General features: G+C 69.1%; 23 protein-coding genes. 6 read left to right on the forward strand and 17 right to left on the reverse strand.

Annotated features, from left to right (window positions below):
• Nucleotides 1-635 (forward strand): tetratricopeptide repeat protein (locus NA4_RS03125; RefSeq protein ID WP_157128769.1); only part of this gene is annotated, 635 nt, incomplete at its 5' end.
• Between the two features lie 123 nt (nt 636-758).
• The gene (locus tag NA4_RS03130; protein ID WP_245671069.1) at nt 759-1,031 is read left to right on the forward strand and encodes a hypothetical protein; all 273 of its coding nucleotides are present in this window, start codon (nt 759-761) and stop codon (nt 1,029-1,031) included.
• Nucleotides 1,032-1,179: 148 nt separating this feature from the next.
• Here the strand turns inward: NA4_RS03130 and NA4_RS03135 are convergent, their stop codons facing one another.
• The 5 genes from NA4_RS03135 to NA4_RS03155 all read right to left on the reverse strand — a co-directional run bounded on the left by NA4_RS03135 (nt 1,180) and on the right by NA4_RS03155 (nt 6,684).
• Entirely contained in the window at nt 1,180-2,742 is a 1,563-nt protein-coding gene (locus NA4_RS03135) for a bifunctional uroporphyrinogen-III C-methyltransferase/uroporphyrinogen-III synthase (RefSeq protein WP_067463536.1), read from the reverse strand.
• Between the two features lie 61 nt (nt 2,743-2,803).
• Nucleotides 2,804-3,859, reverse strand: a complete 1,056-nt coding sequence (gene hemC / locus NA4_RS03140) for a hydroxymethylbilane synthase (protein ID WP_067463540.1) — start codon at nt 3,857-3,859, stop codon at nt 2,804-2,806.
• A complete protein-coding gene (locus tag NA4_RS03145) occupies nt 3,856-5,298 on the reverse strand; it encodes a glutamyl-tRNA reductase (protein ID WP_067463543.1) in 1,443 nt (480 codons plus the stop codon). Before NA4_RS03145 ends, hemC begins: the two co-directional genes overlap by 4 nt.
• Nucleotides 5,299-5,362: 64 nt before the next feature.
• Nucleotides 5,363-6,193, reverse strand: a complete 831-nt coding sequence (locus tag NA4_RS03150; RefSeq protein ID WP_067463620.1) for a redox-sensing transcriptional repressor Rex — start codon at nt 6,191-6,193, stop codon at nt 5,363-5,365.
• A 230-nt stretch (nt 6,194-6,423) separates the two neighbouring features.
• On the reverse strand, nt 6,424-6,684 hold the full coding sequence (locus NA4_RS03155; protein WP_067463546.1) for a glutaredoxin family protein: 261 nt from the start codon (nt 6,682-6,684) through the stop codon (nt 6,424-6,426).
• A 222-nt stretch (nt 6,685-6,906) separates the two neighbouring features.
• Between NA4_RS03155 and NA4_RS03160 the strand changes: the two genes are divergently transcribed.
• Nucleotides 6,907-7,854 carry an HAD family hydrolase gene (locus NA4_RS03160; RefSeq protein WP_067463623.1) on the forward strand — a complete coding sequence of 316 codons (948 nt, stop codon included), beginning with the start codon at nt 6,907-6,909 and terminating at the stop codon, nt 7,852-7,854.
• Nucleotides 7,855-7,858: 4 nt separating this feature from the next.
• Here NA4_RS03160 and NA4_RS03165 read toward each other — a convergent pair whose 3' ends face one another.
• The 9 genes from NA4_RS03165 to NA4_RS03200 form a co-directional block, all read right to left on the reverse strand.
• Nucleotides 7,859-8,869: a lysophospholipid acyltransferase family protein gene (locus tag NA4_RS03165; RefSeq protein ID WP_067463549.1), complete on the reverse strand. Its 1,011-nt coding sequence runs from the start codon at nt 8,867-8,869 to the stop codon at nt 7,859-7,861.
• The gene (locus tag NA4_RS03170) at nt 8,866-9,939 is read right to left on the reverse strand and encodes an NAD-dependent epimerase/dehydratase family protein (protein ID WP_067463626.1); all 1,074 of its coding nucleotides are present in this window, start codon (nt 9,937-9,939) and stop codon (nt 8,866-8,868) included. Before NA4_RS03170 ends, NA4_RS03165 begins: the two co-directional genes overlap by 4 nt.
• Before the next feature lie 206 nt (nt 9,940-10,145).
• Nucleotides 10,146-10,247, reverse strand: a complete 102-nt coding sequence (locus NA4_RS38650) for a 30S ribosomal protein bS22 (RefSeq protein ID WP_003402602.1) — start codon at nt 10,245-10,247, stop codon at nt 10,146-10,148.
• A 225-nt stretch (nt 10,248-10,472) separates the two neighbouring features.
• Complete coding sequence (locus NA4_RS03175) at nt 10,473-10,775, reverse strand: helix-turn-helix domain-containing protein (protein WP_373862752.1); 303 nt, start codon at nt 10,773-10,775, stop codon at nt 10,473-10,475.
• A gap of 145 nt (nt 10,776-10,920) precedes the next feature.
• Nucleotides 10,921-11,736, reverse strand: coding sequence for a pyrroline-5-carboxylate reductase (proC, locus tag NA4_RS03180; RefSeq protein WP_067463551.1), 816 nt, complete (start codon nt 11,734-11,736; stop codon nt 10,921-10,923).
• Between the two features lie 32 nt (nt 11,737-11,768).
• A complete protein-coding gene (locus tag NA4_RS03185; protein ID WP_084496760.1) occupies nt 11,769-12,656 on the reverse strand; it encodes a thioesterase family protein in 888 nt (295 codons plus the stop codon).
• A 127-nt stretch (nt 12,657-12,783) separates the two neighbouring features.
• The gene (locus tag NA4_RS03190) at nt 12,784-13,665 is read right to left on the reverse strand and encodes a sugar phosphate isomerase/epimerase family protein (RefSeq protein WP_067463554.1); all 882 of its coding nucleotides are present in this window, start codon (nt 13,663-13,665) and stop codon (nt 12,784-12,786) included.
• Nucleotides 13,666-13,792: 127 nt separating this feature from the next.
• Nucleotides 13,793-15,463 carry an Rv0497 family membrane protein gene (locus NA4_RS41875; protein WP_067463556.1) on the reverse strand — a complete coding sequence of 557 codons (1,671 nt, stop codon included), beginning with the start codon at nt 15,461-15,463 and terminating at the stop codon, nt 13,793-13,795.
• Nucleotides 15,460-16,494, reverse strand: coding sequence for a Ppx/GppA family phosphatase (locus NA4_RS03200; protein WP_067463631.1), 1,035 nt, complete (start codon nt 16,492-16,494; stop codon nt 15,460-15,462). Before NA4_RS03200 ends, NA4_RS41875 begins: the two co-directional genes overlap by 4 nt.
• 65 nt (nt 16,495-16,559) lie before the next feature.
• Between NA4_RS03200 and NA4_RS03205 the strand changes: the two genes are divergently transcribed.
• Entirely contained in the window at nt 16,560-17,429 is an 870-nt protein-coding gene (locus NA4_RS03205; RefSeq protein ID WP_067463559.1) for a DUF3109 family protein, read from the forward strand.
• A gap of 99 nt (nt 17,430-17,528) precedes the next feature.
• Nucleotides 17,529-17,858, forward strand: a complete 330-nt coding sequence (locus NA4_RS03210) for a hypothetical protein (RefSeq protein ID WP_067463562.1) — start codon at nt 17,529-17,531, stop codon at nt 17,856-17,858.
• A 94-nt stretch (nt 17,859-17,952) separates the two neighbouring features.
• Here NA4_RS03210 and NA4_RS03215 read toward each other — a convergent pair whose 3' ends face one another.
• The 3 genes from NA4_RS03215 to NA4_RS03225 all read right to left on the reverse strand — a co-directional run bounded on the left by NA4_RS03215 (nt 17,953) and on the right by NA4_RS03225 (nt 20,423).
• Nucleotides 17,953-18,642, reverse strand: a complete 690-nt coding sequence (locus tag NA4_RS03215) for a winged helix-turn-helix domain-containing protein (RefSeq protein WP_067463564.1) — start codon at nt 18,640-18,642, stop codon at nt 17,953-17,955.
• Entirely contained in the window at nt 18,639-19,874 is a 1,236-nt protein-coding gene (locus tag NA4_RS03220; protein WP_067463567.1) for a sensor histidine kinase, read from the reverse strand. The genes NA4_RS03215 and NA4_RS03220 overlap by 4 nt, the downstream gene beginning before the upstream one ends.
• A 141-nt stretch (nt 19,875-20,015) precedes the next feature.
• Nucleotides 20,016-20,423 carry a winged helix-turn-helix transcriptional regulator gene (locus NA4_RS03225; RefSeq protein ID WP_084496761.1) on the reverse strand — a complete coding sequence of 136 codons (408 nt, stop codon included), beginning with the start codon at nt 20,421-20,423 and terminating at the stop codon, nt 20,016-20,018.
• A 92-nt stretch (nt 20,424-20,515) separates the two neighbouring features.
• Here NA4_RS03225 and NA4_RS03230 point away from each other — a divergent pair, with 92 nt between their 5' ends.
• The gene (locus NA4_RS03230; RefSeq protein WP_067463570.1) at nt 20,516-21,175 is read left to right on the forward strand and encodes an NADPH-dependent F420 reductase; all 660 of its coding nucleotides are present in this window, start codon (nt 20,516-20,518) and stop codon (nt 21,173-21,175) included.
• The last annotated feature ends 32 nt before the right edge of the window (nt 21,176-21,207 follow it).

Raw genomic sequence — 21,207 nt, forward strand, 5'->3', positions numbered from 1 at the left:
GGATCGGCGAGGCGATCCGCTGGTTGGAGCAGGCCGCCGCGCACGGCGACGAGCCCGCGGGTGTGCACCTGGGCCTGCTGCACCTGGAGCGCGGGGACCTGGACGAAGCCGAGCGCTGGTTGCGGCCCGCGGCCGAGAACGGGCTGCCCGAAGCACTGTGCAACATGGGCGTTCTCGCGAATCGGCGCGGTGACGACGTGGCGGCGGAGCACTGGTACGAACGCGCTGTACGGGCCGGAAACCCGACAGCCATGCGTAGTCTCGGCCTGCACCTGGCCCGACGCGGCGAATTCGACCGTGCGATCGCGCTGCTCACCGAGGCCGCGCGCCGCGGAAGGACCGACGCGATCGCGGTGCTCGGCGCCATGTACGTGGATCGCGGTGATCGGATCGAGGGCGAGCGGTGGTTGCGCAAAGGCGCGGACGCGGGCGATCCGGACTCGATGTTCCACCTCGCGCTCGTGCTGCGCTCGGCGAACACGCCTGATCTCGCAGGTGATTCGGCCGACCCCGAGGTGCTGCGGGCCGCCGCCGCGATCGCGAGCACGCAGGCGCAGCAGGAGGCCAGGCAGTGGCTCGAACGCGCGGCCGCCCTCGGCCATTCACAGTCGCTGCGTCTGCTGCACGATCTGTGAGCCGTCGTACGACGTCATGCGCGAAAAGCCTTGTGGCCAGCGAAGTTTGTCGGTCCCTCACGGTAGAATCGAAGCTACGTTCGAGGGGGCTCGCCGCCCCTGATCGCCACGGGAGGGATGCCAGTGCGCACACCACAAACCGTTCTCATCGACCGCCCCTACGCGCCATTGCAGAAGCGCCCGCTGCCGCCGGGCCGTCCCCGGGCGTGGTACGTCATGCACAACCGGCGCCTGAAGGCGATGCGCCTGGCGATCGCCCTGCTGGACTCGGGCGTCTACGCACCGAGTTACGCCACCAACAAGCGGATCAGGCACACCGCCGAGGTGATCGGCATCCGCCCGCCCTCCGACGCCACCTGCACCATGGTCCGCACGCTGATGCGCAGGCGGTACTGAGATCACCCGGGTGACACGCGCCCTCGCTGCCACCCAAAGGCTGGAAACAGGTGCAAGGCCGCCCAGATCAGCGTATTGACGCTCACCTTGGGCGGCCCATCGCCCCACGGTAGCCCCCGGTGCGACAGCGACCAGCCAGAAACCCAACTCAGCGGCTGCGGCGGCTCTTCTTGCGCGGCGGCGGCAGCAGGCCCTCGGCCCGCAGGCGCGCGGCGTGCTCGGCCAGTGCCTCGACCAGCGGGCCGACCTGGGCCACCTCGGGCTGCACGTCCACGCGCAGGCCGAACTCGATGGCCGTTTCGGCGGTCTTGGGGCCGATGCACGCCACGATGGTGCGCGCGTGCGGCTTGCCCGCGATGCCGACCAGATTGCGCACCGTGGAGGACGAGGTGAACAGGACCGCGTCGAAGCCGCCGGTCTTGATCATCTCGCGCGTCTCCGCAGGCGGCGGCGACGCGCGCACCGTCCGGTAGGCCGTGACGTCGTCGATCTCCCAGCCGCGGTCGCGCAGGCCCTCGGCCAGCGTCTCGGTGGCGATGTCCGCGCGCGGCAGCAGCACCCGGTTCACCGGGTCGAAAACGTCGTCGTAGGGCGGGAAGTCGGCAAGCAGGCCCTCGGAGGACTGCTCACCGCTGGGCACCAGTTCCGGGTTGATACCGAAGGAGCGCACCTTGTCCGCGGTGGCCTCGCCGACGCAGGCAATCTTCACACCGGAGAACGCCCGGGCGTCCAAGCCGAACTCGGCGAACTTCTCCCACACCGCGCGCACCGCGTTGGTGGAGGTGAACACCACCCACTGGTAGCGCCCGTCGACCAGGCCCTTGACCGCCCGCTCCATCTGAGCGGGGCTGCGCGGCGGTTCGACCGCGATGGTCGGCACCTCCATCGGGATGGCGCCGTGCGTGACGAGCCGCTCGCTCATCTCGGATGCCTGCTCCTTGGTGCGTGGCACCAGCACGGTCCAGCCGTACAGCGCCCGCGATTCCCACCAGGACATCTTCGAGCGCTGCGCGACCGCCTTGCCGATGGTCACCACCAGCGGGCCGACCAGCTCGGAGGCCGCGCTGTTCAGCGTGGCCAAGGTGGCCTCGATGGTGCGCTGCTGGCGGGTGGTGCCCCGCACCGTCACCGCCACCGGGGTCTGCGGCGCCATGCCGTGCTCGACCAAGGCGCTCGCGGTCTCGGCCAGGTGCCCGGAGGTCGAGTGCAGCACGAGCGGACCGGGCGCGGCGGCGAGCGCCGCCCAGTCGACCTCGCCGCGCACATCGGCCTCGGTGTGCCCGGAGCCCAGCGCGATGCCCGCGTAGCTGGGCACCGCAGAGCCGTTGGGCAGGCCCGGCAGCACCTCGAAGATCATGTGCGACCGGGTGACGGCGTTGACCTCGGCGATCACCGAGTCGGTGGTCAGCGGGTCGCCCGCGACCACGCGCACCACATCGTGCCCGGCGCGCGCCTCGGCGATCAGCGTCTTGGCCACTTCGGCGGGCTCGCCGAGCGCGGGTCGCACGTCGACCGGGCGCTCGCCGTCGGGCCCCGGCTCGACGTCGGTGCCGATCAAGGCCAGCACGCCCTTGTCGACGTCCGGATCGGTGAAAGCCAGCGTCGCCCGTCCGATCACCTCACGCGCGCGCACCGTGAGCAGCGCCGGGTCACCCGGACCCGATCCGACGAAAAGGATTCGACCGGGGTGCTTCTTCGTGCCTCGGCTCATGCCCGCACCTCGCTTGCGCTCGGCTCCGGCATGTCCGAAGGCGCGGTGAGGATTCGCTCACTCATCGGCTGTTCTCCATTGGGCTGGTGTTGGGCAAGTCTGTGGCGGGCGCAGGCACCGCCCGGGTGAGGGAACCGTCGTCCGGTTCGGTGGCGAGCAGCTCGCGCGCGCCCATATCGAGCAACTCGCGGGCCAGCGCACGGCCCAGCTCCACCGCGTCGGCCGGTGCGCCGACCACCGACGCCCGTAACACATCGGACCCGTCGATGGCGGCCGCGCACGCGCGCAGCGAGAGCTCGTCCACGATCCGGCCTTCGTCGTCGAGCGACTCGACCACCTCGGCTAGCGCGCCGATCGGCGCGGTGCAGCCGGCCTCCAGCTCGGCCAGCAGTGACCGTTCGGCGAGCACCGAGGCGCGGGTGGACGCGTCGTCCAGGCCGGTCAGGATCTCCACGACGGCGGCGTCGTCGCTGCGGCACTCCACCGCCAGCGCGCCCTGGGCGGGAGCGGGCAGCATCTGCACCGGCTCCAGCGCCTCGGTGACCGCGTCCAACCGCTCGATGCGGGCCAGTCCGGCCCTGGCCACCACGACCGCGTCCAGCTCACCCTCGCTGACCTTGCGCAGGCGGGTGTCCAGATTGCCGCGCAGCGGGACGATGTCCAAGCCGAGACCGAGCGCCCGCAACTGCGCGGCGCGACGCGGCGCGGAGGTGCCGACCTTGGCTCCCGCAGGCAGCTCACCCAGCACCAGTCCGTCGCGGGCGACCAGGGCGTCGCGCGGATCCTCTCTGGGCGGGATGGCGGCGATGGTGAAGCGCGGGTCCTGCGCGGTCGGCAGGTCCTTGTAGGAATGCACCGCGATGTCGATCGCGCCCGCGGCCAGTTCGTCGCGCAGCGCGGAGGTGAACACGCCGACACCGATCTTCTGCACCGGATCGGCGGACAGGTCCCCTGCGGTCTTGATCACGACGAGTTCGGCCGGATGCCCGGCGGCGATCAGCGCGTCGCGCACCGTGCCCGCCTGGGTGAGCGCGAGCAGGCTCCCCCGGGTGCCGATACGCCAAGGCCCGCGGGGGGCTTGGGCTGTCGCGTCGCCTTGGTGGTGGACCATGGTCATGCCGTCTGCCCCTGTTCCTCGCCGCGATGCCCCGCGGTGAAGTCGTCGGCCAGCGCGATCTCCCCGTCGGCCAGTGTGATCTCGGTGCGATCGCCCGCGAGCGCGGTGATCTCCATCGGCGCGGCGACCGCCTGCGCCGCACCCGGTTTCAGTTCGAACAGCTCACGCAGCGCTTCGGCGTAGCTGTCGCCGCCCGGCGTGGACGCCAACTGCTTGACCCGCACGGTCGGCGCGTGCAGCAGCTTGTCGACCACACGCCGCACCGTGCGCGCGACCTCGTCGCGTTCCGGATCGGCCAGGCCGGGCAGCCGCGAATCCAGCCGGAGCAGTTCGGCCTCGACCACTTCCGCCGCCCGCTGGCGTAGCGCGGCAACGGTCGGGGTGACCTCGGCCATCCGCTGTCCGGCAAGATATTTGGCGAGTTCGTCGGCGACGATCGAGCGGGCGGCCGCGGTGTCGTCGGCGGCGGCGCCCGCCGCGGGATCGCGCTGCAACGTCTCGATGTCGATGAGGGTGACGCCAGGTAGCCCGGCCACGGCGTGCTCGACGTCGCGGGGCAGGCCGAGATCGCAGAACACCAACGGCCGCTCCACCGTGGCGAATTCCTCGCCGCGCTCACGGTCGGTCAGCGCGCGGTGGGTGTCGGCGAGCGTCACGACCGCGCCTACCGCGCCGGTACAGGTGACCACCACGTCGGCCGCGGCCATCGCCTCGGTGAGCCGGGACAGCTCCTTCGCCTCGGCCGTCACACCGTGCGTGCGCGCGATCTCGGCGAGCCTGCGCGCCCGTCCGATCGTGCGGTTCACCACGACGATCCGGCCGATTCCCGCCCGCGAAAGATGCGCTACCGCAAGGCCACCCATCGCGCCCGCTCCGACCACCGCGGCGGTCCGGCCGGCCAGCGGCCCGAGCACGTGCTGGGCGCGATCCAGCGCCACCGACACCACCGACGCGCCCGCGCGATCGATCCCGGTTTCCGCGTGCACCCGCTTGCCGACCCGCAGTGCGTGCTGGGCCAGCTCGTGCAGGGTCCGCCCGACGGCCTGCTGCGCGTCGGCGGAGGCGTAGGCGCCGCGAATCTGGCTGAGCACCTGCTGCTCGCCGACCACCATCGAGTCGAGGCCGCTGGCCACCGCGAACAGGTGCTCGGCGGCGGCTTCGGCGTAACGGACGTAGGCGTGCTTGGTCAGATCGGGCAGCGGCAGGCCGGAGTGTTTGGTCAGCAGATCGCCGATCTCGGCCAGCCCGCCGTGGAAGGCGTCGACCACCGCGTAGACCTCCACCCGGTTGCAGGTGGAGACGATCATCGCCTCGGACACGTGGCTGGAGGCGAGCAGGCGGTCGATCAGTTTCGGCCGGTCGGCGTCGGTGATGGCCACCTTCTCCAGCACCGATACCGGCGCACTGCGATGGGAGATGCCGACAAGAAGAACGCTCATGCCCGGCCCTCGCTATCGCCCGGCACAGCCGTGCCGCGCTGATGGACTCGCTCGCTGCGCTCACTCATGGTGTGACCACCGATCCCTTGCTGCTTGGCTCCGTTGCCGTATGCGGGGTAGCCGAGTGCTGATGTGCCGGGTGCGCGGACCCCGCGTGCGGTGTCGGCAGGTGCCGGCCGATGTGGCTTGCACCGCCGTGCGCGACCTCGGGGAGCGAGGTCTGTTCCGCGTTGCGCACCTGTTCGAAGGAAAGCATCTGCATTTCGACGGCCAAATCCACGCGGCGCACCTCCACCGACGCCGGCGCGACCAGCTCGCACGGGGCGAAACTCAGGATCGACTGCACGTCGGCCGCGACGAGGCGGTCGCAGACGTCCTGGGCCGCGTCGTCGGGAACGGTGATGACCGCGATGGTGGGCTCCAGTTCGGCGACCGCCTCGGCCAGTTCGGCGACGTCACGCACCACCAGCCCGGCGACCGTCATGCCGATCACCTCGGGGTGGCTGTCGAAGATGCCGACCACGCTGAATCCGCGCCGCCGGAAGCCGCCGTACCCGACCAATGCCCTGCCCAGATTGCCCGCGCCGACCAGCACCACACGGTGCCCCTTGGACAGACCGAGCACGTCCTCGATCCTGGAGCGCAGCTTGGCCACGTCGTACCCGACGCCACGAACTCCGTTGGGGCCGAGGAAGGATAGATCCTTGCGCAATTTGGCCGAATTGACACCCGCCGCGACAGCCAGTTCCTCACTCGATACGATGGCAACACCGTCGTCGGCCAACATGGCGAGGACCCGGAGATAGGTAGCCAGCCGCGCGACGGTGGCCTGCGGGATGTCTTTCTGCAGAGCCCTGCCGGAGACGCCGCCTGGCGCCTCATGCTGCTCTGTCACGTCGTCGGCTCCTCGTCCCGGCGCCTCGGGCACCGGTTCGTCGCTCGACCCTCTGACCCGGGACGGTCCGGTGCCATGGGTGTCGAAGTTTCGGATTTCGGGGCGGCTCCGCAGCCTCGGCATGCGGGTCGCGTGCCACCACCGTAACTGCTTGTGAAGCCCTGCACAAAGTCGGTGAAATTGGCCTCATTTTCCGTCCTGACCTCCCGCAGTGGCCGAAACGGCTTCGCTCAGCGCCTCAGGTCGGCACGCAACCTGGCCTCGTCGACATCGAAATAGCTGTGTTCGCGGCCGTCGAGCAGCACGACCGGAAGCCGGTCGCCGTACTCCGCGCGCAGGCCAGGGTCGGTTGCGGCGGCTTCGTCGACATCGACGGTCCCCGGTTCGATACCGAATTCGGCGCAGATCACACGTAGCTGGTCCAGCGCCGTCGCACACAGCCCGCAGCCGACGCGGGTAAGCAATGTCACCGAATGTGTGGGATTGGTCATGCGGATATTTAATCGGGGGTCTGCGCGCCGCGAAGGCGCGGTACGCGCCACTGGATTGTGTCGCAGACCGCCTTCTGCCGTGACTGTCGCACGATCCGGCTACTGTTGACATGGTTCGCGCGACGGGCGGAGGTACTGGTGCCGGAACGATCGAAGGTGGCAAGGGCCGGATTCATCGCGGGACGATTCGGGGAGTTTCCGGCGCGGTGGAATCTGAGCCAGATGGGCCAGGGGCTGCAGGATCAGCTCGCCCGCATCTCGCGCAGCCCCTTCGGACCGAGCGAAGAGGAATTGCGCGCCAATCTGGCGGGCGAGGCGAGCGCGGACGCCGCGCTGACGTTGCACGACGCCGAGCTGGCCGCGGGCGAGGTGGAAGCAGCGGGACCGGAGGCGCCGCGCGACCTGACCGCGGCGGCGTTCTTCGACGTCGACAACACCATGGTGCAGGGCGCCTCGATCGTCCATTTCGCCCGCGGGCTGGCCGCGCGCAAGTATTTCAAGACCTCCGATCTGGTGGACGTCGCCTGGAAGCAGGTGAAATTCCGGGTCACCGGCAAGGAAAGCAGCACCGACATGGCCAGCGGCAAGGAAAAGGCGCTGGCGTTCATCGCCGGTCGCTCCACCGCCGAACTGGCCGCGCTCGGTGAGGAGATCTACGACGAGATCATCGCCGACAAGATCTGGCCGGGCACCCGCGCGCTCGCGCAGATGCACTTGGACGCGGGCCAGCAGGTGTGGCTGGTGACCGCGACCCCGGTCGAATTGGCGCAGGTCATCGCGAAACGACTCGGGCTGACCGGCGCGCTCGGCACCGTCGCCGAAAGCGTGGACGGGACGTTCACCGGACGCCTGGTCGGTGACATCCTGCACGGCCTTGGCAAGGCGCACGCGGTGCGCACGCTGGCGATCCGCGAGGGCCTGAACCTCAAGCGGTGCACGGCCTACTCCGACAGCCACAACGACGTGCCGATGCTCTCGCTGGTCGGCACGGCGGTGGCGATCAATCCGGATTCGGATCTGCGCGAGGTGGCCAAGAACCGGGGCTGGGAGATCCGCGATTTCCGGACCGGCCGCAAGGCCGCCAAGATCGGTGTGCCGACCGCACTGGCCCTGGGCGCCGCAGGCGGCGCCGTCGCGGCGGCGGTGACCCGGCGGCGCGACGGCAGCTAGCCGTTCACCCCGTGAAAACGTTGCGGCGCTTGGTGAGCAGCTTGTAGAGCGTCTGCTGGATGGTCTCGCGCACCTGGTCGGTGATCTCGAACATGGTCATCGGATCGTCGGCCGCCTCCGGCTGGTAGGCGGTGGTCGGGATGGGCGTGCCGAACTCGATGTACCACTTCGACGGCAGCGGCACCGCGCCGAGCACGCCCAAATGCGGGAACAGCGGCGTCACCGGGAAGTAGGGCAGTCCGAGCAGCCGGGCCAGCGGCTTGAGATCGGCCAGCTTCGGGTAGATCTCCTCGGAACCGACGATGGAGCACGGGATGATCGGCGCGCCGGTGCGCACCGCCGCGGCGACGAAACCGCCCCGGCCGAAGCGCTGCAGCTTGTAGCGGTCGGTGTACTGCTTGCCGACGCCTTTGAAGCCCTCTGGGAACACGCCGGTCAGCTCGCCCGAGCGCAGCAGGCGCTCGGCGTCCTCACGGCAGGCGAGCGTGTGCCCGGCCTTACGGGCCAGGACGCCGAGGACCGGCATCTCGAAGATCAAGTCGGCGGCGAGCAGACGCAGGGCACGCTGCTTGGGGTGCCGGTCGTGCACGGCCAGCTGCAGCATCAGGCCGTCCAGCGGCACGGTACCCGCATGATTGACCACGATCAGCGCGCCGCCGGCTTCCGGGATGTTGTCCATCCCGCCGACCTCCACGCGGAACCACAGCTCCGACAGCGGGCGCAGCGCGGGCAGGATGAGCGACTCGAGCAGGTGCTCGTCCAGGCCGAACTCGTCGACCTGGTAATCGCCGGTCAGCCTGCGGCGCGCGAAATCGGCGGTCTTGCTGACCTGCCGGCCGAGTGCGCCGCGCACCATCTCCGACACCGACCGCGCAGCGGGCGGCGCCACCGCGGCGGCGCGCCGCTCGATCAGCGACGTCACCGGACTGGGAGCAGACAGCCGTCGCGGCGCGGGCCGCTGGCGCGCCTCCGCCTGGACATCGTGGAGTTGGATGACCTTCGCTACGTCACTCATTGGTGTGCTCCCGTACCGGCCCCGAGCAGGCCGAGCAGTTTGTGTTCTGCGGCGTCGATCCACATTGGATCGACCACGGGCCGCAACGCTGCGCCCCCGATGAAGTCGTCGAACGCCTGTACCGTCGTCCAGCGCGGCTCGAACCCGAGTTCGGTGCGCATCCGCGTGGTGTCCAGGCCACAACCGAAGTGGAAATAGTCGAGCTGTTCGGTGGAGAACTCCCGCATCACCGGCCCCATCAGCAGGCGCCCCGCGGTGCGGAACACCGTGAAGGGCACCGGCAACTCGACCCGGCCGGACCGCCGGACCGCCTGCGACAGCGACAGCGCGCCGTCGCCCGCGATGTTGTAGGTGCCGCTCGCCGCGGTGCGCGCCGCGAGAGTCAGCGCGGCGACCGCGTCCTCCTCGTGCAACAGCTGCATCCTGGCGTCCCGGCCGAATACCGTGGGGGTCACCGGCGAACGCAGATATTGCACGCCGCGGGCGGCCAGCCGAGGGCCGACAATCGGGGCGAATCGCAGAATTGACGTGGCGATATCGGGGCGCCGACGGGCGAGCCCGCGAACATAACCTTCGATATCGATGAGGTCGCGCGCGAACCCACCTCGCGGCGGCGTGCGCGCACTCATTTCCTCGCTGAATTTCGCCGGATCCTTCGCGCTGCACCCGTACACCGCCGACGAGGAGCGCAGCACCACCCGGTGCACGGATGGCGCCTTCTGGCACACCGCGAACAGCTGCATCGCGCCCAGGACGTTCAGATCCTTCATCACCGCGCGACCGCCGCCCGCCGGTGGACGCGCCAGCACCGCGGTATGCACCACGGTGTCCACTTCACCACCATCGATCACCTTACGGATCAACGGGTTTCGAATATCGGCGCGTACGAACTCGGCGCGGCCCATGCGCCGCTGCAACTCTCGGCCGGGCGTCATCGTGTCGACGGCGAGAATGCGCTCGATGCGAGGATCCTGGGCGAGCCGCGCGACAACCGTTCCGCCGAAGAACCTGCTGGCCCCGGTGACCAGCACGACCTTCGGTGCGTGCCCTTCCCGACCCTCAGAACCCACCGGCACCCGCTTCCCATCGGCCAGCCGTCTTGTGATTATTCCCGTCCTAGCGTAGCGGGTGCCTACCCGCTCACCGAGAGTATTAACCAGGATCTAACGATGACTTCAGTCACGCGATACAAATGGCGATTCCAAAATTTCAACTTTCAAACGAAAGGCCCGTCACCTATTGGTGACGGGCCTTCGCAGCTACCGCGCAGCGACGCTCACTTGCCGAGTTTGCGCCGCTGAACACGCGTGCGGCGAAGCAGCTTGCGGTGCTTCTTCTTCGACATGCGCTTGCGGCGCTTCTTGATCACAGAACCCATAGGGTTGTCCTCGCGTTCTCTCTACTCGGCGCGCACGTTCGCCGTGCGCGATTGCCGGACGCCCGTCCGCCGACGCCCCGGCCCACCAGCCGGGTCGCTCGGCAAGCTCACGCCCCGTGTCCGCGCCGCCGGAGACCACGAGGCAACCAACAGCGATGCCACCGGCGGGCGAACACGAACCGAAGAGCTATCGTACCGGCCCGCCCACGTGGTCCCGAAACCGCCTCATCCAGCGTCGAAATACGACGTTTCCAGATAGTCGTGCACCGCCTTGGCGTGCACGCGGAACGATCGACCGACGCGCACGGCGGGCAACTCGCCCGAGTGCACCAGCCGGTACACCGTCATCTTGGAGACCCGCATCAGATTCGCCACTTCGGCGACGGTGAGGAATTGAGTACCGCCGCCGAGCACGGATTGCCCCTGCGACGCGGCCTCACGTTGTGTCCGGGAGTTCCCCCGACCGCCTGCTGGACCGGAGCCGCCGGACGCTCCGGAACTTGCAGACATCTTGTTGGAAGACATCATTGCACCATTGACCTCCGGCACGTCCGCGCCGCCGGCTTCCCCACCGGCGGAACAGACACGCACGTGCTCCTTGAAGCTTAGCGGGACCAGTGGTGTTACTGCGACGGGAGTGAGAAATCGGGTTTTCCGATCGGAAACAGCCCGGTCATTCCACTGACGCGCCCTGTTCGGCTGACCGTTGCTTGGCGGCGAACAGCGCCTCCACGAAAGACGAGCGCAGTCCGCCGCGCTCCAATTCGCGCATCGCGGCGGCGGTGGTGCCCGCGGGCGAGGTGACCGCGGCGCGCAGTTCCGCCGCAGTCTGACCGGATTCATCCAGCAGCGCGGCCGAGCCGACCATGGTCTGCACCACCAGCCGAGTGGCGACGTCCCGGGTCAGTCCGAGCCCGACGCCCGCGTCCACCATGGCCTCGACCACCAGGAAGAAATAGGCGGGGCCCGATCCGGACACCGCGGTGACCGCGTCCATCTGGCTCTCCGCGACGGTCACCACCTTGCCGACCGCGGCGAGCACCTCGGTCACCAGCTCCAAGTGCTCTTCGCGCGCGTAGCGACCGGGCGCGATCACACTCATGCCCTGGCCAACCAGCATCGGCGTATTCGCCATCACCCGCACCACCGGGAATCCGGCGGGCAACTTGCCCTCCAACCGAGTGGTCGGGACACCGGCGGCCAACGACACCAGCACCTGATCCCGGTCGCCCAGCTCGGCCTTACCCAGCGAGGCGAGCACGCCGTCCACATCGCCGGGCTTCACCGCGATCACCAGCAGATCCGCGCCGACGGCCGCATCGGTCACGTCGTCGGTGACCCGGATGCCGAGACGATCGGCGATCAGATCGGCCCGTTCCCGGTGCGTCTCCACCACGACCAAGTCCTTGGTCAGCCGCCCGGACTCCAGCAACCCGGCGACCAACGCCTCACCGATGCGGCCGCCGCCGATCACCGCAATTCTCGTCATGGGTGTCAAGGCTAGACGGCGCGCCCGCGCGCTCAGCGCTGGGGAACGAGCGCCAGCTGACGGCTCTGCGCGACGACGGCCCCCGTCGAGTCGAGCACCAACTGGTCCTCGTCGAACATCCGCTCGCCGACCTCGTGCGTGGTCGCGATGATCCGCAGCCAGCCGGGAGCGGGCCTGCGGCGCAGGTAGGTGGTCATCTGCACGGTGGGCGCCCAGCCGAAGTGACCGAGGTTCACCGGCACGGGCGGACTCATATCCGCGGTCATCATCGCGAAGAACATGGCGACGTCGGGGTCCTGCTCGTCGCCCGGCCGCGGACGCATCCACAGCCGCAGGCGCGGTTCACCCTGCTCACCCGCCAGGAAACGGGCCCAGTCGCGGTCGAGGTAGATGTCGGCACCCTGACCCACGTGCACCACCTCGCCCATCGGAGAACCGGGCTCGTAGCCGATCGCGTCGGCAGGCGGCAGCACAGGCATGTCGGTGTGCTGCGGCGCGTAGACCGGATCGGCGTCGTCCAGGCGGCTGAAGGTCAGAGCTGTGCGCACCAGGACGCGGCCGTCCTGGATGAGCTCTGTGTCGGCAAGGCAGATCTGGCGGCCGATCTTGCGGACGCGCACCTCGTAGGTGACCTCGCCGGGATTCGGTGCGCCGAGGAAGTCGGAGCTCGCGGCGACCGGAGCCATGCCGACCAGCGCCGGATCGGTCGCACGCAGCCAGTTGGTCGCCGCCGCCGCGCTGCCCGCGACCATCGTCCCGCCGTGCACCTTCGGTCCGATCGTCCAGATCTCGTCGATGACGCCGAGGTAGCGGCCGGTGTCCGGGGCGGAAGGCGCCAGTTCGGTCAGCGCGCACACCCGGCTGAACGGCGCGTCGGTCGTGGCAGCCGGGCCGAGATCGGCCGTCAGCTCCGTCGTCATCGTCACTCCTGTCGTCCATCGGCGCCGGGGCGTCGCACACGCGTTCCGCGCCGCCGAGCAGCATTCGTACAGCGTACAACGCAACATCCGGCCGGGAATTTCTTCGAGTCCGAGGTTGGGACGATCGTCACATCGGCGGTTCGGCCGAGGCGCGGTTGGCCCCGCTGGGCGCGGGCGCGGCGGCGGACACGTTCAAGTGCCTGCGCGCGAACGCCAGCGTGCGATGCAGCATGGCCGCCCGGTCCTGCGTGGTGCGGGCGTTCTGCGTGTTGATCTCGGCCACCGCATGGCCGGTGAAGCCGGTGCGGACCAGGCTCTCGCACACTTCGACACACGGCTGGGTGCCCTCACCGGGAATCAGATGCTCGTCGTGGGCAGCACCGCGACCGTCGGCCAAGTGCAGGTGGGCCAGGCCTGGACCCATGCGGGCGGCCAGGGCCAGCGGATCGGCGCCCGCGGTCGCGGTGTGCGACAGGTCGAGGGTGTAGTGCCGGAAACCGGTGTCGGTGGGGTCGTAGGACGGGCTGAAGGCGGTGAGCCCCGGACCGGGCCCGCCGCGCCGGGTCAACCGTTTGACCGATCCTTCCCGCCTGCCGAACAGCGTGTCCGCCCGCATCGGGAACATGTTCTCCACCGCGACGATGACCGGGCTGTTCTCCTCCAACTCGGCCACCTGCGCGGCGAACCCCGCCGCGTAGCGGCGCTGCCAGCGAAACGGCGGGTGCACCACAACGGTGCGTGCGCCGAGCGCCTCCGCGGTGTACACAGTGCGCTCGAGCTTCGCGATCGGATCCGAACCCCACACTCGCTGCGAGATCAGCAGGCAGGGCGCGTGCACGGCGAGCACGGGGACACCGTATCGGCGAGAGTAGGCCTGCACGGTACCGATACTCTGGCTGGCCGGTTCGGCCCAGACCATCAGTTCGACGCCGTCGTAGCCGAGTTCGGCCGCATAGCGGAACGCGGCCTCGGTATTCTGCGGGTACACCGATGCCGTGGACAGGCCCACCTGGATCGGCGTCGGCCGAGGCTCGGGCTCGTCCGGCGAGCCTGCTCCGGTCCACGAGTCCGACCGGGGCGCTTGCCGCGTCCCGTTCTCGCCCGCCTGCCCGATGTTCCCCACGGCCGCTCCCTACTCAGTTCGTGCTGAGGAGAAAGGCCAGCGGCCCCAACGTGACGAAGATGCCCACGACGACGGCGATCACAGTGCTGAGGATGTCGTCGGTCCTGCGCAGAATCCGCACGAGAGCCACCAACCCGAGAATCACGATCATCGCCAGGGCCAGCGCCACCCAGGGCAGCATCTCCCACATGCGCTCGAAACCCTTGAACAGCAACATTCCCGCGACGGCAGCGCCGGTACTCTGGCCGCCCAGGATCATCCACTGGCGCCGGTTGGCGTCGTCCTGGTCCTTCTTCGCCGCCCGCGACCGACGTGATGTGGCGCGTTCGCGCAGTGCCGTCCAGGGCCGCTCGGCGGCTGCACTCTCCTCGTCCTCGGTGTCCAGGTCGATCGGCTCGTAGACGTCGGTGGCGCCGTCGAACTCCTCGACGTCGACGGTGGAACGGGCAGCACCGCGCGCGCCGCGCCTGCCCCGGCCTTTCCCGCGCTCGGCCCGCTCCATGCCGTCACGCAGCAGGTCACCCGCGACCGTCTGCCCGGATACCAGTTGCTGGTCCTGGCTGGCCAGCGACCACGCGGCGGTGGGGATGCCGCCGGACTCCGGCGCCGCGTCACGGACCGGATCCTGAGACTTGTGGCGGCGGGCGGACCAGGACGGAAGCCCGTTCTCGCCCGCGACGTTGCTCCGGGGTGCGCGTCGGTGCGCGTCCTGCTGCGGGTCGGGGGGAAGCGGTCGTCCCGGCTTCGGCCGGGTGTCGGGCAGCGGCAGCGGCTCCGACTCGGGTGCGAAGCCGCCGGTGGCCGGAGACCATGCCGCGGTGGCGGGCCCGAGTTCCTCCGCCGCCTCGGCCGCCTCCGCTGCTCTGCGCCTAGCCGCGCGTCCGCCCTGAACGGCGTTGTGCTCCGGAAACCCGTGTGACCGGCTGCGCTCGGACCGGCCGAAGTCCGGCTCGCCGAATTCCGCGTGGCGGCTGCGGCCGAATTCGGTGGCCACGTGATCGGGCGGCACGTCCAGATCGGACGGCTCGGGCCGGATTCCGTGCCAGGCTTCCTCCTCCGGCTCCTCTCGTCTGCGCCTGCGCCCGGAGCGCGACGGCGTCTCCGGCACGGCGCCACCGGACAGCGGATCCGTCGGGTACGGACCGGGCGCGGCCGAAAACAGTTCGGACACCGGGGTATCCGGTGAGAGCGGATCGTACGGCGCGCTGTGCCGCGTGGCGGAGGGCATCTCCCAGCCCGGCATCTCCCGGCCCGGCATCTCCCGGCCCGGCATCACCCTGCTCGACCAACCGGAGCTCGGATAGTCCGCTTGGGACGGCTCGTCGGCCCGCGGCGGGTCCGGCTGGGCATAGCCGGCCAGCGGGTCGTACATCGAAATGGGGCCCGAGATGGGCGAATACGCAGACGGATCGGGCTCGGGTTCCGGGGCGTAGGAAACCGGCTCGGGCGCGGGCGGGTCGTACGAGGGCGGCGCGTACGCGGGTTCCTCCGCGCCGGCATCGGGCGCGGCGTGCGCCGAATGACCGCCTCCCTCCCGGATGACCGGCAGGTCACCGGTCAGCTCGGCGACGGAGATGCCACGGCCGTTACGGCGGCGCCTGCCCCCGCCGGACGAGGCGCCCCCCTGCTGGCCGTTGCGTGCCAGCAGCTCCGCGACCGACAGCTGTTTGGAATCCTCACTCATGACGACACCGTCCCGATCGGTCCCGACAGCGGCGCGCCACCGCCGGGCGCCGGCTTACCGTCCCCGGCCGCCGGGCCCGCCGAGTAGATTACTTCGGGTCCACCATTCATATCGGTATCCAGTTTGCGCAGGATGAGTCCTTCGCGCAGCGCCCACGGACAAATCTCCAACGTATCCAGCGACAGTGCACGCATACTCGCCTCCGCGACCAGTGCGCCAGCCACCAATTGCTGTGACCGATCGGAACTTACGCCTTCCAATTCTGCACGGTCTGCCGCCGTCATCCGCGAGATGAACGCAATCAGTTGGCGCAGACCTGAGCTGGTCAGTGTACGGCGTGCCCGTGGGCCCGCGGCAGAAGGAGCCGCCCCGGTCAGTCTGGCCAGCGATCGGAAGGTCTTCGAGGTGCCGACGGCGAGGTCGGGTCTGCCCGGCTCGATCAGCTTCTTCGCCGCAGCCACCAGCTCGGCGTCGAGCCAGTCGCGCAGCACCGACACCCTGCGCTTGCCCGGTGGGTCCTCGCTCAGCCATTCCCTGGTCAGGCGGCCTGCACCCAGTTGCAGCGACAACGCGACGTCCGGTTCCTCGTCGCCGCCGTGGCTCATCTCGAGGGATCCGCCGCCGATGTCGAGATTGAGAATGCGTCCGGCGCTCCAGCCATACCATCGGCGCACCGCGAGGAAAGTCAGCCGCGCCTCGTCGACGCCGGACAACACTCGCAGGTCGACGCCGGTCGACGCGCGCACCTCGGCGAGAACCTCGTCGGAGTTGGTCGCCTCGCGCAGCGCCGAGGTGGCGAACGGCATCAGCTCCACACACCCGGACGTCTGGGCGATGCTGGCGAATTCGGCGACGGTGTCGATCAGCCGCTGCGCGCCCGACTCGGTGATGCGCCCCGCGGCGTCGATGTTCTCCGACAGCCGCAAGGTTGCCTTCGTCGAGCTCATGGGCAGGGGATGACCGCCACGATGCGCGTCCACCACCAGCAGGTGAACGGTATTACTTCCGACGTCGAGTACCCCAAGCCGCACATGAACACGGTACTGGGTACCGCGGCACTTCAACCCAGGCGATCGAACTGTTAGCGTCCTAATTCGTGACGGTAGGCGCATCCGCGAGCAGCCCGACCCGGTCCCGACCAGCGGGGAAGATCGACCCGGCACCCGAAGTCGATCTCGACTTTCCCCGGGAGTGGATCGAGTTCGTCGATCCGGCAAACGACGAGCATCTGATTGTCGCCGATTTGACCTGGCTGCTGTCGAGATGGACATGTGTGTTCGGCACACCCGCCTGTCAGGGCATTCTGGCCGACCGGCCGGATGACGGTTGCTGCTCGCACGGCGCCTTCCTCTCCGATGACGACGACCGCAAACGCCTGCAACGTGCTGTGAAAATGCTCACACCGCAGGATTGGCAGCTGCGGGACGAGGCCACCAACGCGGATGGCAAGGTCACCAAGAGCGGCTATCTGGAGCACGACGAGCTGGACGACGAGCCGGCACTGCGCACCCGCAGGTTCGACGGCGCGTGCATCTTCCTGAACCGTCCCGGCTTCGCGGGCGGCGTCGGTTGCGCACTGCACACCATGGCGCTGCGCCGCGGCATCGAACCGCTCGAGGTGAAGCCCGACGTGTGCTGGCAGCTACCCATCCGGCGCACCCAGGACTGGGTGGACCGCCCGGACGGCGTGCAGATCCTGCGCACCGTGATCACCGAGTACGACCGCCGCGGCTGGGGTCCGGGCGGAGCCGACCTGGACTGGTACTGCTCCGGCTCCCCGGACGCCCACGTCGGCAGCAAGCCGGTCTGGCAGACCTACGCGCCGGAGCTGACCGAGCTGATCGGCGCGCCCGCCTACGAGGAGCTGGCCAGACACTGCAAGCGCAGGGAAGGCCTTGGCCTGATCGCCGTGCACCCGGCCACCGTGCACGCCGAGCGGATGAGCGATTCCACCCGTCCGTCCTGATCGTTTGCCGGCCGAGCGCCCGCTCTGCGCGCCTGTACATGTGCCGGGTTCACTCCCTCGCCATGCGAGCTTCACCCGAATCGGGTTTGATGTGCCGCTATGTCGAAGAAAGTTCTCACCGTCGCGACCATCGCGCTGGGCGCCGCACTCTCGCTGACCGGAGTAGCCCACGCGGAGCCGAACGGCGACCCGCACAAGTTCTACGATTTCACCTCGGAGTTCGTGGCAGCCACCGATCCGGCCGCGGGCAACGCCAAGGCCGCGGGCAAGCTCGTGATCATGAGCCCGTACGGCACTTCGCGCACCATCGCGTGCCGCGGAACCAACACCGCCGACCTCTACGACTGCATGCAGGAAGACGATCTGGGCTGGATCTCCCTGCGGAAGACCGAGACCCCCCTCGGCACCACTTGGATCTACTTCCCCTGAGACACCGGACGCAGGACGGCCGAGGGCACCGCAGTGCCCTCGGCCTCTGCGCGTCTTCAGGCCGCATCGGCATGGGCTCTCGCCCGATGTGTGCCTACGCTTCGAGTTTGTAGCCGAGCCCGCGGACGGTGACCAGGTGCTCCGGCTTGGCCGGATCGGCCTCGATCTTCGAGCGCAGCCGCTTGACGTGCACGTCCAGGGTTTTGGTGTCGCCGACATAGTCCGCGCCCCACACCCGGTCGATCAGCTGACCGCGGGTGAGCACTCGCCCGGAATTGCGCAGCAGGTATTCGAGCAGGTCGAATTCCTTGAGCGGCAATGTGACCGGCTTGCCGTTCACCATGACGGTGTGCCGGTCGACATCCATCCGGACCGGACCGGCTTCCAGCACACCGCTCTCACTGGAACCGTCCAGGTCCTCGCCCGCGCCGCGGCGCAGCACCGCGCGGATGCGCGCGATGAGCTCGCGCGCGGAATACGGCTTGGTGACGTAGTCGTCGGCGCCGAGCTCCAGGCCGACCACCTTGTCGATTTCGCTGTCGCGCGCGGTGACCATGATCACCGGGACGCCGCTGCGGGTGCGCAGTTGCTTGCACACGTCCGTGCCACTCATGCCGGGCAGCATGAGATCGAGCAGGACGATGTCCGCCCCGGACCGGTCGAACTCGGCGAGCGCGGACGGCCCGTCACCGACCACGGTGACCTCGAAACCCTCCTTGCGCAGCAGGAACGCGAGCGGATCGGCCAGCGACTCCTCATCCTCGACGATCAGAACACTCGTCATCTGCGTGCCTCCACACCATTCGGTCGGCCCGGACCCGAGGGACGCGGGCTTGTTTCTATCGTGCTCACCACGGCGCCGTCGTGATCGTCGTCGGCGCCTGCTTCGTGGTGGGCGGGTATGCGCAAGGTGAACGTCGATCCGGTGCCCAACTTGCTCCACAGGGTGATCTCCCCGTTGTGGTTGGCGGCCACGTGTTTGACGATAGCCAGGCCGAGCCCGGTTCCGCCGGTAGCGCGGGAACGCGCCTTGTCGGACCGGAAGAATCGTTCGAACACCCGCTCCTGGTCTTCCTTGGCGATGCCGATGCCGCGGTCGGTGACCGCCATCGCGACATGATCGCCGCGCAGCGAGCGGCTCACCGACACGTGCGAGCCGGGCGGCGAGTAGGCGATGGCGTTCTCCACCAGGTTGGACAGGGCGGTGACCAGCAAGGTTTCATCGCCGAGCACTTCGAGACCGCTCGGCCGGTCGGTGCTGACCGTGATGCCGGCGGCCTCGGCGGCGGTGCGCGATCGGTCGACCGCCTGCATTACCACGGTGTCCACATCCACCACTTCCAGCTCGGGCAGCTTCTCCGCACCCTGGAGCCGCGAGAGCGCGATGAGTTCGGTCACCATCTTGCCGAGCCTGCGCGATTCGCCGAGCACACGCTGACCGAAGTGACGCACGGCCTCCGGGTCCTCCGCCGATTCCAGCATGGCCTCGGCCAGCAGGCTCATCGCACCGACCGGCGTCTTGAGCTCATGGCTGACGTTGGCGACGAAGTCGCGCCGAGTGGCCTCCATACGCGCCTGCTCGGAGTCGTCGTCGGCGAACAGCACGGTGAACGTGGTCTCTTCGCGCGACAGTTGCCTGGCGACGCCGCGCACCGCGATGCGGCCGCGGCCGGGAACGGGGTTCTTGGCGGTGAGATCGAACTCGGCGGACTCGCCGGAGGCGAGCACTTTCTCCACCGCGGCCCAGGCACGCTCGTCGAGCAGCCGGTTGCGGACCAGGCCGAGTTCCTCCGCACGCGGGTTGACCAGCACAACATCGCGGTATTCGTCGACTACCGCGATGCCGCTCTCGGAGGCGAGCACAATCAGGTCGAGGACCTGCGACATGGTGAGACCGGACTCGGCCTGCCTGCGGGCGGCCTGCCTGGCATTCACATACGGGATCAGTAGCCCGCCGACTGCCAGGCCGACGACAGCCGCAACGACTGCCAAGAGCACGGCCTGGGGAACACTCACACTTGAATCGTACGGTCGCCGACGGTTTGGCCAACTCCGGGTACTCGATGTTTCGCGCAGGTCATAGCACCTTACGACCCCGTTAGCCGCGTGTTTACGCGCCGTTCGATATGGCGTATCCGGGACGTATTCACCGGCCGATCAGTCTGCTTCGAGGTCAGCCTCGGCCAGCGCCGCGTTCACCGCCCTGCCGTGTTTGTCGACCCAGTCGCCGAGAGCATAGATCGGGATCAACAGGTCCCGACCCGCCGCGGTCAGCTCGTATTCCACCCGCGGCGGCGCCTCGGCGTAGCGGTGGCGGCGCACCAGCGTCATCTGTTCCATGCGGCGCAGGGTCTGGGTAAGCATCTTCTGGCTGATCCCGCCGATGGCCGCGCGCAACTCGCCGGGACGCATCGGACCCTCCCGCAGCATGTACACGATCACCGGTAACCAGGAGTTGCCGAAGATGTCCACGCCCATCCGAGCCGGGCAATCGGATTCGAAGTCGCCGTAGGGCGCGTATTCCACCCACTCGGCGGTGATCGGTTCGGTCGGGGCTGCGCTCACCGCTCCAGATTGCCACCGATGTTGCGCACCCTGAAGTGCCTATCGGAATTCGTAGCGTCGGTGCCGAACGCTTTTCGAGTGAGGAGTTCCAGATGCGAATCGGAATCATCGGCGCGGGTGCGATGGCAAGGGCCCTTGGCAGCGGTTGGACCAAGGCCGGGCACGAAGTGCTCATCGGCGCCCGGTCCGCCGACGCCGCGGCGGAGGTCGCCGCAGCGCTCGGCGCCCAAGCCGGAACTATCCCCGAGGCCGCTGGGTTCGGCGATGTCGTGGTGCTGGCACTACCGGTCTCCGCGTTGACGGAAGTACTGGACGCCACCCGGGAACTGCTGGTCGGCCGGACGGTGGTCGACTGCACCAATGCCTTCGCCCCGGACGCGGCGGCACCGGAGGGATCGACCGCCTTCGTGCTCGCCGAAGACGCTGTGGCCGAACGGATCGCGGCGCAGGCGCCAGGGGCGCACGTGGTGAAGGCCTTCAACCTGTGCGCGGCGGAAGTGTGGCAGTCGCGGGAGCGGACATTCGAGGGGCGCCGCCTGGCCGTGCCGATCTGCGGCGACGACGCGACCGCGGTGGGACTGGTCGCGACCCTTGCCGAAGACCTCGATCTGCACGCGATCCCGGCTGGTGGGCTGCACCGCGCCAGGTATCTGGAGGCGATGTCGGTGTTCACCGTCGGCCTTTGGTTCGCCGGACAGGATGCGCGCGCGATGTTCCCGCCGCTGGAAGCCGCGTTCGCTGTCACCGACTGACTTGCAGCCGCGTGATCGGCGGGGCCGATCGG

The sequence above is a fragment of the Nocardia amamiensis NBRC 102102 genome (genome assembly GCF_001612745.1).
Classification (GTDB): domain Bacteria; phylum Actinomycetota; class Actinomycetes; order Mycobacteriales; family Mycobacteriaceae; genus Nocardia; species Nocardia amamiensis.

Excerpts from the sequence above, each read along its gene's own strand:
- proC (WP_067463551.1), bottom strand. The coding sequence starts at position 11,736 with ATGACGAGAATTGCGGTGATCGGCGGCGGCCGCATCGGTGAGGCGTTG.
- NA4_RS03160 (WP_067463623.1), top strand. The coding sequence starts at position 6,907 with ATGGGCCAGGGGCTGCAGGATCAGCTCGCCCGCATCTCGCGCAGCCCC.
- NA4_RS03155 (WP_067463546.1), bottom strand. The coding sequence starts at position 6,684 with ATGACCAATCCCACACATTCGGTGACATTGCTTACCCGCGTCGGCTGC.
- NA4_RS03145 (WP_067463543.1), bottom strand. The coding sequence starts at position 5,298 with ATGAGCGTTCTTCTTGTCGGCATCTCCCATCGCAGTGCGCCGGTATCG.
- NA4_RS03230 (WP_067463570.1), top strand. The coding sequence starts at position 20,516 with ATGCGAATCGGAATCATCGGCGCGGGTGCGATGGCAAGGGCCCTTGGC.
- NA4_RS03210 (WP_067463562.1), top strand. The coding sequence starts at position 17,529 with ATGTCGAAGAAAGTTCTCACCGTCGCGACCATCGCGCTGGGCGCCGCA.
- NA4_RS03175 (WP_373862752.1), bottom strand. The coding sequence starts at position 10,775 with ATGATGTCTTCCAACAAGATGTCTGCAAGTTCCGGAGCGTCCGGCGGC.
- NA4_RS41875 (WP_067463556.1), bottom strand. The coding sequence starts at position 15,463 with ATGAGTGAGGATTCCAAACAGCTGTCGGTCGCGGAGCTGCTGGCACGC.
- NA4_RS03165 (WP_067463549.1), bottom strand. The coding sequence starts at position 8,869 with ATGAGTGACGTAGCGAAGGTCATCCAACTCCACGATGTCCAGGCGGAG.
- NA4_RS03135 (WP_067463536.1), bottom strand. The coding sequence starts at position 2,742 with ATGAGCCGAGGCACGAAGAAGCACCCCGGTCGAATCCTTTTCGTCGGA.
- NA4_RS03215 (WP_067463564.1), bottom strand. The coding sequence starts at position 18,642 with ATGACGAGTGTTCTGATCGTCGAGGATGAGGAGTCGCTGGCCGATCCG.
- hemC (WP_067463540.1), bottom strand. The coding sequence starts at position 3,859 with ATGACCATGGTCCACCACCAAGGCGACGCGACAGCCCAAGCCCCCCGC.
- NA4_RS03185 (WP_084496760.1), bottom strand. The coding sequence starts at position 12,656 with ATGACGACGGAGCTGACGGCCGATCTCGGCCCGGCTGCCACGACCGAC.
- NA4_RS38650 (WP_003402602.1), bottom strand. The coding sequence starts at position 10,247 with ATGGGTTCTGTGATCAAGAAGCGCCGCAAGCGCATGTCGAAGAAGAAG.